Genomic DNA, 11,823 nt, shown 5'->3' with positions numbered 1-11,823 from the left:
TTTTCCGTCTTCATTTTCCGTTCCCCCTTATTTCCACAACGTCAGATGTTCTGCGACCGGACCGAGCACGACTACCGGGAAGAACGTCAGAGCACCCACAATAAGTACTGTGCCGACAAATACGATACCGAACAGCGCCGTATTCGTCTGGAACGTACCACTTGTGTTCGGAATTGGCTGCTTCTTCGCCATCGATCCTGCTACGGCAAGGAGCGTAACGAGCGATACGTAGCGCCCTAAGAACATGACAATACCTGTGGAAATGTTCCAAAACGGCGTTGCATCTCCCAACCCTTCAAACCCGGATCCATTGTTCGCCGCAGATGATGTAAACTCATATAATGCTTGCGACAATCCGTGGAATCCTGGATTGGACAGGGTGTCCGCCTGTGTAGCAACTGCAATTGCAGTCGGTACTAGAATCAATATCGGATGCACCAGCAAGGTAACCGCCAGCAGTTTCATCTCCTTACTTTCCAGCTTGCGGCCCAAAAATTCAGGTGTCCGTCCGACCATGAGACCGGATAGGAATACGGCGATCATGACGTACAGCAGCACGTTCATAAATCCAGCACCGACGCCGCCGAATACGGTATTCAGCATCATATTCGCCATCGGGATCAAGCCACCGAGTGGTGTCAGCGTGTCATGCATATTATTGACTCCGCCCGTCTCCGATGCAGTCGTAACGACCGAATACAGTGACGATTGCACAACGCCAATGCGCACTTCCTTCCCTTCCATGCTGCCTGTTCCACTTAATCCTGCTGCGTTCAGCACAGGATTGCCCATATGTTCGGCCGTAAGCGATGATCCGAGCATAATGAGGAACAAGATCGCCATGGAGACGAACAGCACTCGCCCTTCCTTCTTGTTGCCGACCATGCGGCTGTAGGCAAACGGCAGCCCCGTGCATAGCATCAGCATGAGTAAAATATGAATTAAATTCGTCACACCGTTCGGATTCTCGTATGGATGTGCGGAGTTCGCTCCAAAGTGGCCGCCGCCATTGTTGCCAAGCTCCTTAATCGACATCATAGCTCCTACAGGGCCGAGAGGAATGTGCTGCTCTGCTCCTTCAACGGTTACTGCACTTTCCATTGGACTTAGGGATTGCGGAACCCCATTCCAGATGAACAGTACACTGGCAACGATCGCAATTGGCAGGAAAATGCGCGTAATCGAACGCACAAGGTCTGCCAAAAAGTTGCCGAGCGGCTTACCAGTCAAACCGCGAATAATCGCCATTACTGCCGCAAGCGCAGTAGCAGGTGACGTAAACATCAAGAAAATAATGCCCGTCATTTGTGACAGCGGAGACAGTCCACTTTCACCGCTATAGTGCTGCAAGTTCGTATTCGCCATGAAGCTGATCGCCGTATTGAATGCTACTCCCGGTTCCATGCCAGGAATGCCATTCGGATTGAGCGGCAATACCCCTTGAAGGCGGAATATTGCATACGTCACCACAATCATTAGCACGTTCGTGGCAACTGCTGTAAAGGCGTATGCCTTCCAGCTTTGCGATTGATCCTTAATGCCGAAACACTTAAATAAAATACGATCTATCGGACCAAATACAAGATCCAGCGGTCTTGGAGCTCCGCTATTATCAAACACCCCTGCCATATATATTCCGATCGGACGCGCTATCGCCAAGGCAAGCAATAAGGTAATTCCAATGGCGATCCATTCGATTGCACTCATTGTTCCGTTCCACCCTTCTCTAATGTACAAATATCAACAATCACTCTGCCCAAACTAAAATCGTTCCGGCTTGACTAAGGCATATAACAAATAAATGAACAGCGCCGTAATCAAGGTGAATAACACGATCATCATGAGCGATCACCCCGTTCATCCACTTCCGCCTTGCACCAATGGAGAATGCCCATTACGCTTAGTCCAAGCAGTGCGAGAAGAATCATCATGACTGCATCAAACATAGTCCCTTCCTCCTCCTGAATAAGGTTCTCATCTCTCCAGGCAATGCTGCCGCGATCCCGCCCCTACCAAGACTTCTCGCTCTGTAGGAACGCGCAGGCAACACAAAAAGCCACACGGAAAGAGGGACCCTTTCCGTGTGGCTTCACTCACGCATCGTCAAATAAACGTGCGAATGTTCCACGACGAAATAAAGGCTGCCTCCTTGGACGCTTACGAGGTTAGCTGACGGATTCGGGCGCGAAGAGTCGCCCTACCAGCCAGGAACAGATTCCTGTGCCGGATTCACCCCTTGCGCGAACTGCAGATGTACAGCTGGCGCACTAACATTGGTTCCCCCGTTCCCATGAATGGGATTCAGCGGTGAGCATTGCCTATATGGATAAATTAGATGATATCTGATAGTAAAAATGAAACTTGATCCGATTGCGTATAAATGACGTAATTTGCACCAAGCAATCGGTAGATCGACTGCGGATGATGACGCTTCGTCACGATTGTGATCGGATCCGTCGTCCATTGCCGGCATATTTGAAGCAGCCGGCAGGAAAGCGCAAAGCTCTGTTCAAACACATAGATTCGGCCAATCGGGACATGAGGGACGGCCCACGCCTTCGGCTCCGTCGTATTGATTCGGCATATGGAATGAACGCCAATACCTTCCAATCGCTTTGCCAATCGCCCATTATGGGCAATTCCCGCCACCGAATATCCTGCTCCTTTCAACTGACGTATGAATTCAATCCCCGTCTCACAGCCTGCGAACACTGTAATGACCCGGTCCGCATCGTACATATCCAGTTCCTCCTGTTCATCTGTCCGAAGCCCTACTTGCAAGAAAGAGGTGCGTCGCCATATGATCAGGCGCGCCTCTCCCGTACGCTTACGAGGTTAGCTGACGGATTCGGGCGCGAAGAGTCGCCCTACCAGCCAGGACAGTAATCCTGTGCCGGATTCACCCCATGCGAACGGTGGCTGCTGACTGTCCACTCAGCTCCATTCACTTGATTGGTTCCCCCGCTTCCGCTTCCTGCGGAATTCAGCGATTGAGACGCAACGGATAACGTTGTTGTTGCTGAACTGAATCTTACGCCTTTCCCCCTCCTGCTGTAAATGAAATGAAAACCATAATTTCTCCATTTCCGGGCAATTGTGATCAACTAATCCCATCTTATCTCTCATTACAGCATCATTACCTCGCAATTTCTCAACTTTGCTTATGCGGCGATGATTTCATGAGAAAAACAAAGAAATTTAAATAAATACCTGTATGTAAACGCTTTGTTTGACCATTTGTTTGGATTTCCTGGATTGGATTCTATTTACAATCTCTATTCCAAAAGGTAGGATACGCACAACAACTGAGACGCTGCTTGCAATCGATTTTGATCTGCACGGCAGATATTGCATCTCATCGAGAGGAGGCACGATATGCAAGACCTAGAACTTGCACAATTACTAAGTCACAAGCTATCTGAACACTGGGGAAAATGGAGCGAGCAGCATGGAGACAGAATCGTTCAACCAGAAGAGATGGACGTTCATCTTGCTTCCGACCTGGTTTATATTCGACTTCAACCGCGTGAACAGCTACTCGACAGTGCGGAACACAACTATAGCGGCAGCACTCGTCTACGAGCTCACAAGGCGATCTCCCAATGGGAAGTGCAGCAGCGTGGAATCATGTGGGATACGATCATTCCTCGTGCATGGGGAGTAAGCGTTATGCGCATGTGGCTCGATCTACCTCTGGTAGGCGGAACCACGCTTGACGTCATACAACTGGAGCCACATTCAAGCAGGAAGCTATGTCTCTCCCCTTGAAACCAATTTATAGAGAGCTGTAAACGAAAATCAAGTTTCTGACGATGCGCAGGCATACAACTGCGCATCGTTCTACCCCGTTTACCCAAACGTGATACTTGTTCAAGTTCCTTCTTGCCCGAATCCTATCACTCGATAGCCATTAAAAAACAGCCCTCCTCTTGCCCATGCAAGTGTCAGACTGTTCACTTCGTTATGCTTGATTGGCATAGGACAGTTGATGTGCATCTTCATATCCTTTCGCATACCCCACCCGATATCCATCTTGATATGCAGGATGCTGAATGCGATGATGAGTCGAATGTGTTGAGGCAAATTGCTTCGTTGTACGCCGACGATCGGGCTGCTTCACAATCTGAAGACGGCGTTGCGATTTCCGTTGCGCAACCTGCTTGCCCGCTTTCCTTACGCTTCCCGTTGATCCAATGCCGCTCACCAACTTCTGCTGTCCTATTTGCCGCCGGGATCTCCGTGCTCGCTTCAGCTTATTCACTTGCAACTTCTCCCTCCTCCACTCTCATCTCCTCGAATTGACAATCCGGATGCAGCCATGGAGGCGCAGCTGTGCCTGTCTTGTGAATACGGGTCTGAAAACCTGTGACCATGCCGCATAGTGCAAGCTGATACATGGACAACAGACGAATATTGTCCTTGAGCAATTTCGTTGCAGCATCTGAATGTGCTGTGAGGTCAGCCATTTGATTCAACATACGTGCCAATGCGGATTGGCTCTGCACAATAGCCTTGATCATTTCAATCTGCACCTGCTGCTCCTCGTGCGCTGCAGCCATTACATTTTGTCTCCTATTCCGAACTCTCCATTCAACATGCCCCCTCCGAGGCTATCCCCGTAACCCTCGGATTCCTCACGCCGGAGCAGTACCTTCATATTGTGGGACAGACTGACTTGCAGCTTCGTCAAACTCTCGATTACTTCAACCACTTGCGCATGCACGTCAAGAGGTTCGACAATCTGTTCCCGATGATTCGTGAACGAATGCTCTGTCATATGATTCAACGTCCAGTTGCGCATCTTCTCGGCCTCTACTGCTTTAGCTTCTAGGATCTTCGCTACATTGCCCTGCATCTTGGCCATAGCCTCCAGAATGCCGTGATAGGACTGTTCTCTATTCATGCAGATCCCCCCCTTGCATGCGCATTATTCCTCTGCATCATCCGAAATCTCCTTCAACACATACTGCAGCTGTTCCGCCATCGCTTCCTCTAGCTCTGCGATTCCGTTCAGATAAGCTACGATACTTTTCGTTAATGCCTGGGAGTATTCCTTATAATCGTTCTCCCCCCCGAATTGAGGGTCAACATCCGGCAGTGCATGCACGATTTGCGCCATGCGAGCCGCTACATGCCGCTCTGCGTCAAGCACGCGCGCCATATGCCGCTGCGTATATGACATTTGACCAATCATGTCCGTGATAAAATGTTGCAATATTCTCCCCTCCCAAGCACAAGGCCTAGCTTCCATTCTTCAATTCCTCAAATGTGATAGGAATGAATGACCGGGTGCGCCATAATTGGCAACTGTTCCGTAAGGTCGCTTCTCTCTTGTTCCGTACGGATTGCTACCTTATCAGCGAATCCCCAGCGGTTCAGCGCATGATCACTAACAAGCTCTCTGCATGCTTCACCCTCACGACGATAATACTTTCCTAGTTCCGTTTTAAATACAGCACCGTCAGGAATCTTTCCCTCTGTTGCATGCTGTTTACTCCATTTCTCCGCAACCGCAGCAGCCTCAATTGGTACTCCTGTTGGCCAGCCTCGCAATTCAAGCTGACTTACCCTTACAATCGGGATACGCAACTCCCCTTGAACTGGACGTTTTGCCCCATTTTCAATCCAATAATTTGCATCGTTTAGTCCAGTAACTGCCACCTGAGACGGATAAAATGCCTGACATTGCCGGCCCGCAAGCATCCCATGCTGCGTACGAATACGCTGAAGCCAATCATAAGCATTGCCCCACTTCTCTTGAAAGAAAGCCGCATGCTTATCCTGACTAGATTGAGTGTGACCGTCCTGCTCCTGCAGGCTTGCTTGGAACGAGCGATGGATAAATACGTCCCTCGATACGATAAGCTTGAGCCCTAGCAGCCGCATGCGCAAATGATAATCTTCATCTGCAAATCCGCTATTCTCAAATCGCTCATCAAAGTATCCATTCGCTTCAAATGTGCTGCGGCGCATAAGGCGGCACACATGGAACAAACGATCTGTGCTATGCCACCGGCTTGCATCTGGGATATTATATTCAGCAGCAAAGTCATACATATCTTGGACATGTTCGTAAGGCACAGGTATCTGCTGCTCGCCGTCAACACGGTTCGACACTGATCCAACCATACCAAATTCTATGTTGCTGTGTAAGCAATTCAGCATACCGGACAACCACTTCGGCGTTACGAGCGTATCACTGTTCAATATGCATATCGTGCTGCCTTTGGACATCATCAATCCAGTATTGATTGCACTTGCCAGACCTCGATTGGTCTCATGGCTGTGATATCTAATCTGTCCGCTAAGCCTTTGCAGATAGGCCAGCGTATCATCGGTGGAGGCATCATCAACAACGATCACTTCGATTGGTCTGTCCGTATTCGAGAAAATACTGTCCAAGCACTGCTCCAGCTGATTCCGTTGATTATAAACAGGTAAAATGATGCTCGTTCCGTCGAATGGGGTGCCATACCGTTCTTGACCTGCCTGAAAGCCTCTGACATAACCTAACGAATAACCATGATCGAATCGGTCTTGCCTTCGGTCACCCTTGCCCTTCCCTGATAGCTGGTGTGTGCTGTTTGATGTTCGAGCTCCTGCCCTCCGCGTCTTCTGCAGTACCGGCCGACGATGTCGAGTCATTAACGTGTCACACCTCCCCTTCCCCTTAATGCAAGTTCACACTACCGAATCCAATCTCAACTTCATATTGCAATGACTCCATCCGCGATCTTATTCGCTAAATGGCCGAAATCAATGGCCACTTTGTTGTATCGCTCTGCTATTTGCTGTGCCAGGATGACCGCTGGAATTCCTGCCGCTACCAAAGCGATATCAAATTCATATCGGGACACCTCATCTAGAATGCGTGGGATATCCGTTGTCCCCCGAACAGGAGCAATTGTACCGGTTACTGTAATTCCTCGCTTCCTCAACATGGATGCTAATCCCACGGCGGCATTGCCCACAGTCAATACGCGGCGCCTTCTAAGCAAGCCATACAGGTGTCCCTGCAATGCAATAGCGTAATTCACTGTCGAAACGGTCAGCCTCATATCACCCATGTGTATGCCATGTGCACGAAGCACCGGCAAGAGGAGGCCATGGAAATTCGGAGAACGGAAGGTAGGTACACCGACAAATGACGCTTTGCGCACAGCTTCAGCCAATTGTTCCCGGCAATTATGATCAGGAATTTCAAGTCCTGCATAGGCCAGGAAATCGCCATGTCTACGCACGAGTTCAGTCGAAACGACTTTATCATGTGCCAAGGCGAACATCTCTCCATCACCAAGTCGGACAAGGGACATCGGTCTTCGCTCTTCCAGCGCCTTATGAAGCTCTGCGCATACTGCCTCCGGTTCTATGAACGACTGCAACTGATGCCGGAACTGTTCGAAGCCTGCAGTGATGACGTCTTCTACGGATATATCAGGGAGATACGTATTCTCAGGCAATAAATTCGCCAGAATCAACTCGCCTCCCTCATACCTTCCATGACGGTATCCATCTTCAAAGCTAAGCCGCTTCTCATCCTCCAGATTGGGGATGGTTGGAATGAATTGATGAATAACAGGGTCGTTTTTTCCTAGCTTCGGCAGCCTCGACTGCTTCGATAGCTTCGATAGCCTCGATCTCAGAACCCCCTTTTTCCGTAACCCTCTTCGCGCCCCTTTGCGTCTCAGACTGCCCACTCGACCATTCTTTGTTCGCAATCGCTTGCCAAGCGGGCGACGCTTTCTTTTGCGTGGAGTACGAATAGAAGCTGTAGTTAGAATAAGCAGCGGCCTCTTGCGGCCCACAGTCGTACTCATGCCTTCACCTTCCCTTGTCATCATGCAGTTATCTGCCTATAAAGCCTATATGCCTGAAGCCTGAATCAGCGTGCGCCTAAATAAGCGCCGGTCCGAACCCTCTCCCACCAAGTTCGGTTGGATACATACCAATCGATCGTTTCCTGCATCCCTTGCTCCAGATTGACGGTTGGGCGCCATCCCAACTCACGCTCACTTTTTGCTGGGTCAATGGCATAACGCTTGTCGTGTCCAGGACGATCTGAGGTAAAGGAGATGAGTGATTCCGGTTTATCCAGCACTTGAAGAATCATCTTCACGATGTCAATATTCGTACGCTCATTATGCCCGCCAATGTTATAGACTTCCCCTGCCTTGCCCGCTCTCAATGCCGCATCAATTGCCGCACAATGGTCTGTAACATACAGCCAATCCCGTACGTACATCCCATCACCATATACAGGAATCGGTTCATCATGCAATGCACGCAGGATAATCGTCGGAATAAGCTTCTCTGGGAACTGTCTTGGTCCATAATTATTGGAGCATCGAGTAATTACAACAGGCATTCCATACGTATGTGCATAAGCTCGCACAAGCAAGTCAGATCCCGCTTTCGATGCAGAATAGGGGCTGTTCGGCGCCAATGGAGACTCTTCTGTGAAATAACCTGTATTGCCTAGCGATCCATATACTTCATCCGTAGATACATGAATGAACTTCGAGATCTGGTGACGCTTCGCAGCTTCCAGCAGCTGAAGTGTTCCAAATACATTCGCACGAACAAATGCCTCTGGATCAGAAATGCTGCGATCAACATGGGACTCGGCCGCGAAATGGACAACCGCATCATACGCCGTCTCCGCAAAGATCTGTTCGAGACGCGCCTGATCTGTAATGTCCGCTTTAATAAAACGATAACGACCGGATGTTACAACGTCCCCCACATTATCTGGGTTGCCAGCGTAAGTGAGTGCATCCAAATTCGTAATGCGCAATCCCTCATATTGAGAGAGCATATATAAAATAAAGTTGCTCCCGATAAATCCCATGCCGCCGGTTACGAGCAAATGCGTCACAACCGCACCTCCCACAATTGCTGCGAAGCCTCTGATAAGGAATCGAATGTACCCGCATCGATCCACCATTGCTGAAGCGTATTGTATTGCAGCTTGCCAGCTTGCGCGTAGCAGTTGTTCACGTCGGTAATTTCCAGTTCCCCTCGCGCGGATGGCTCAATTGCACGAATATGTTCGAACACCTGAGTATCGTACATGTATATGCCAGTAACACAATAGGATGATGGGGGGCTTTTTGGCTTTTCTACAATGCATGCTATTCGATCTTGATGCTCTCTATCGAATTTAGGGACGCCGTATCGATGCGGATCCTTGACTTTTTTGAGCAGAATACGGGCCTCTCCAGCATCTTGTTGATGAAACGCTTCTACATAAGGGGTTAAATTGTCCAAAAATAAGTTGTCGCCCAGCAACACAACAAACTTCTCATCCCGCGTCAAATAGGGCTCTGCCAATGACAGCGCCTGCGCGATGCCCCCTGCTTCATCTTGAATTGCATACGTTATGCGCACCCCCATAGACTGGCCGCTGCCGTAATACTCGGTATACAACGAAGCAGACATTTTACCAATCACCATGAAAATGTCGGTTATGCCCGCTGAGCGCAATCGTTCTATCCCATAGCTAACCATAGGATGTTTGCCTACAGGTATTAAGTGCTTATTCATTAGCTTGGTCAGTGGATAGAGACGGGTTCCAGTCCCCCCAGCCAATATGATGCCCTTCATGACGTACATCCTCCCTACATGAACATATGCGTTCGATACTTGATCTCGCACATTTATCCGTTACTTGCGCGCATTATATGTTGAAATGATCATACTGGTGTGTGGATACGGATATGATTTCTTCAACCAACATTTCTTCCCCTTGCAATGCGCTCTCGCTCCACGTTGTCTGTCTGAACTGTATCCCTCTCCATCATTAGCGCCTGAAAGGCTTCCATGTGATCGCCAAGAATTAATGTGGCAACCGGATTGCTTGCTCCGACATTCGTTTGTCTAATTCGGTTATTATGAATGACGTCCACGACCTGTACGGCCTGAACATGGAGCCCCCGTACGATAGCAAGTGCCTGCGCCTTGGGTGGAACACAGAGCGCCTCTTCACCCACCGTCTCGATGGCATGGCGGCTAAGGGCATGCGGAACTGCTGTCATTGAGTTCGCATACAGATCTTCTCTCCCCAAGCAGCGATTGAGCCATTGCTTGCAGTGCGTAATTCCATCCTGCTGTCCGAAATGATGAAGTAATGGAGTAATATTATTCAGTGCAACATCGACCCCCGTCTCAATTGCCCATATGAACGGAGCCAAATTATCAGCAGATACTGGAAAGTCCCCATCCATAAACAATACAATATCAGCGTCCGACAGCCTTGCCCCTATTGAGCGGCCTATATCGTGCCCTAGCGGATCGGTATAATGAACAATGGTTGCCTCCTGGGCCTGCTCTTTGGCGACCTGCAGCGTACCGTCTTTGGAACCATTGATAATGACAAAGAGATCATTTAGCGACAATTGCTGCAATTGCTGCAGAACAGCTCCAATGCTTCTCTCCTCATTGCATGCGCTGAGCACGACGTCTACACGCTTCGTTGTCGGCACAAGCACCGCATCTGCAGCCTGAGGGAAACGACTCTGTACGAACCCGTCTCGGAACGATTCAGCCATAGCCCTTATCCACTCAAAGTGCCGCAGGATGGGGCGATAAGGCTCCATAAACGATGCAAACCGCCTCTGCATCTCATTCTTGACGATTGGGCGCGGGACTTCTGTCGACACTTCTTGTTGCATAGCGTATTCGATGCCTTGCACCTGTCCAGCCCTTGAGGCCTCCATGCACATTTCCCGTGGGACGCGGGGAACAGCCGTGATGCTAACCTTCGGAGCAATTGGGCGAGGCTTCCTCCTCGTCCTCCGTTGGGATTTCCGCTGGCGGATTTTTTTGCGTCGCCGCCGACTGGCCACGCTGAATACTTGCCGGGTTCTACGCCGTATCTTGATGCGCCGTTGTCGCTTTCTCCTTAGTTTCACTTAATTCACCCGCCATCGTTGTCTAGTCAAGTCAGTATGTCCACCACGATCTCCAGCCTGTTCGAGCAGCCAGCAAACTGCCCGCATATGATCGTCATTGATGAGCTGTTCTAATGGATCCGCTATGTGCCCTTTGGTGCGAATTCGGTTCAATTTCCCTACATCGATGGAAGGAGCGGTCGTGACAACGAGCCCTTTGTTGATGGCCATGGCCTGTGCGAGCGGCGGTACGGACAACGCATCCGCTCCGATAACTTCCAATCCCCGACGGCTAATGACGTGGGGCACCGCTGTCATTGATGCCCCCTTCAAGTCAGGACGTGATAGCAGCGCGTTAAGCGCATGCTTGGCCAAGACGACCTGATGCACTTCATGGCGATTCACAGGTCCTGAATAGTCATTAAGTACAATGTCTTTGCCTTCTTCAACCTTCCGTATATAAGGTCTGAGCTTCGAGGATGCGATCACCATATCGCCATCCAAGAATAATAAAATATTCCCCCGAGCTGCCTGTGCCCCAACGGTTCGCCCTATGTCATGCCCTAATGGCTGATCATATCGGAGCACCCGGGCTCCCATTGACTCAGCAATCCGATCTGATCCGTCTGTACTGCCGTTCGATACCACGATAACTTCTGTCCTTGGATGGACTCGGGCAGCCTGTTCAATGACTTTTGACAGCGTGCGGCGTTCATTTAAGACAGGAATGATCACGGATAAGACCGGATAAGAATGTGCAGGTATTTTTAGCTTGGGACTCCATCTGCGCATTCTCCGTTTACGCTTTTTTGTAGAACGGAGCCGACGCCGACGCAGTTTCACTCTCCGCAATTCGCTTCACCCCCTAGGACAGTTATGCCTGTGTAACCACCACATTGTATGTGCCTACCTGATAAGTTGTAACGGCATCTGT

At 49.8% G+C, this 11,823-nt stretch carries 14 protein-coding genes and 2 riboswitches; of the genes, 1 reads left to right on the top strand and 13 read right to left on the bottom strand.

Going from position 1 to position 11,823, the window contains the following annotated elements; genetic code table 11:
- Window positions 1-27: 27 nt before the first annotated feature.
- The 3 genes from kdpA to ABN764_RS23275 all read right to left on the bottom strand — a co-directional run bounded on the left by kdpA (window position 28) and on the right by ABN764_RS23275 (window position 2,739).
- Window positions 28-1,707 (bottom strand): potassium-transporting ATPase subunit KdpA, encoded by a 1,680-nt coding sequence (gene kdpA, locus ABN764_RS23285; RefSeq protein WP_446673243.1) that lies wholly within the window; start codon window positions 1,705-1,707, stop codon window positions 28-30.
- 54 nt (window positions 1,708-1,761) lie between these two features.
- Window positions 1,762-1,839: a K(+)-transporting ATPase subunit F gene (gene kdpF, locus ABN764_RS23280; protein WP_227775128.1), complete on the bottom strand. Its 78-nt coding sequence runs from the start codon at window positions 1,837-1,839 to the stop codon at window positions 1,762-1,764.
- Between the two features lie 300 nt (window positions 1,840-2,139).
- Window positions 2,140-2,317: riboswitch (cyclic di-AMP (ydaO/yuaA leader) on the bottom strand.
- Window positions 2,318-2,331: 14 nt separating this feature from the next.
- On the bottom strand, window positions 2,332-2,739 hold the full coding sequence (locus ABN764_RS23275) for a hypothetical protein (RefSeq protein WP_028533775.1): 408 nt from the start codon (window positions 2,737-2,739) through the stop codon (window positions 2,332-2,334).
- Window positions 2,740-2,809: 70 nt separating this feature from the next.
- A riboswitch (cyclic di-AMP (ydaO/yuaA leader) is annotated at window positions 2,810-2,999 on the bottom strand.
- Between the two features lie 376 nt (window positions 3,000-3,375).
- Here ABN764_RS23275 and ABN764_RS23270 point away from each other — a divergent pair.
- Window positions 3,376-3,768, top strand: coding sequence for a hypothetical protein (locus tag ABN764_RS23270; RefSeq protein ID WP_072731626.1), 393 nt, complete (start codon window positions 3,376-3,378; stop codon window positions 3,766-3,768).
- Window positions 3,769-3,961: 193 nt separating this feature from the next.
- On the opposite strand, the gene ABN764_RS23265 is transcribed toward ABN764_RS23270, so the two are convergent.
- The 10 genes from ABN764_RS23265 to ABN764_RS23220 all read right to left on the bottom strand — a co-directional run bounded on the left by ABN764_RS23265 (window position 3,962) and on the right by ABN764_RS23220 (window position 11,741).
- Window positions 3,962-4,261 (bottom strand): hypothetical protein, encoded by a 300-nt coding sequence (locus tag ABN764_RS23265; protein ID WP_174811030.1) that lies wholly within the window; start codon window positions 4,259-4,261, stop codon window positions 3,962-3,964.
- Window positions 4,254-4,559, bottom strand: a complete 306-nt coding sequence (locus tag ABN764_RS23260) for a hypothetical protein (protein WP_174811029.1) — start codon at window positions 4,557-4,559, stop codon at window positions 4,254-4,256. Before ABN764_RS23260 ends, ABN764_RS23265 begins: the two co-directional genes overlap by 8 nt.
- A complete protein-coding gene (locus ABN764_RS23255) occupies window positions 4,559-4,903 on the bottom strand; it encodes an alpha-helical endospore appendage domain-containing protein (RefSeq protein WP_065294202.1) in 345 nt (114 codons plus the stop codon). Before ABN764_RS23255 ends, ABN764_RS23260 begins: the two co-directional genes overlap by 1 nt.
- A 24-nt stretch (window positions 4,904-4,927) precedes the next feature.
- On the bottom strand, window positions 4,928-5,215 hold the full coding sequence (locus tag ABN764_RS23250; protein ID WP_174811028.1) for a nucleoside-diphosphate sugar epimerase: 288 nt from the start codon (window positions 5,213-5,215) through the stop codon (window positions 4,928-4,930).
- 47 nt (window positions 5,216-5,262) lie between these two features.
- Window positions 5,263-6,645, bottom strand: a complete 1,383-nt coding sequence (locus ABN764_RS23245) for a glycosyltransferase family 2 protein (protein WP_174811027.1) — start codon at window positions 6,643-6,645, stop codon at window positions 5,263-5,265.
- Between the two features lie 62 nt (window positions 6,646-6,707).
- A complete protein-coding gene (locus ABN764_RS23240; RefSeq protein WP_446673242.1) occupies window positions 6,708-7,817 on the bottom strand; it encodes a GT-D fold domain-containing protein in 1,110 nt (369 codons plus the stop codon).
- Between the two features lie 65 nt (window positions 7,818-7,882).
- Window positions 7,883-8,875, bottom strand: a complete 993-nt coding sequence (gene rfbB, locus ABN764_RS23235) for a dTDP-glucose 4,6-dehydratase (protein WP_446673241.1) — start codon at window positions 8,873-8,875, stop codon at window positions 7,883-7,885.
- Window positions 8,872-9,603: a sugar phosphate nucleotidyltransferase gene (locus ABN764_RS23230; protein ID WP_072731633.1), complete on the bottom strand. Its 732-nt coding sequence runs from the start codon at window positions 9,601-9,603 to the stop codon at window positions 8,872-8,874. The genes rfbB and ABN764_RS23230 overlap by 4 nt, the downstream gene beginning before the upstream one ends.
- Before the next feature lie 122 nt (window positions 9,604-9,725).
- Window positions 9,726-10,715: a glycosyltransferase family 2 protein gene (locus tag ABN764_RS23225; RefSeq protein WP_315747153.1), complete on the bottom strand. Its 990-nt coding sequence runs from the start codon at window positions 10,713-10,715 to the stop codon at window positions 9,726-9,728.
- A 195-nt stretch (window positions 10,716-10,910) separates the two neighbouring features.
- Window positions 10,911-11,741 carry a glycosyltransferase family 2 protein gene (locus tag ABN764_RS23220; RefSeq protein ID WP_446673240.1) on the bottom strand — a complete coding sequence of 277 codons (831 nt, stop codon included), beginning with the start codon at window positions 11,739-11,741 and terminating at the stop codon, window positions 10,911-10,913.
- Window positions 11,742-11,823 lie beyond the last annotated feature (82 nt).

Source organism: Paenibacillus wuxiensis (assembly GCF_040195695.1).
Lineage (GTDB): Bacteria > Bacillota > Bacilli > Paenibacillales > Paenibacillaceae > Paenibacillus_B > Paenibacillus_B suaedae.
This window is presented reverse-complemented; position numbering and strand designations above follow the sequence as displayed.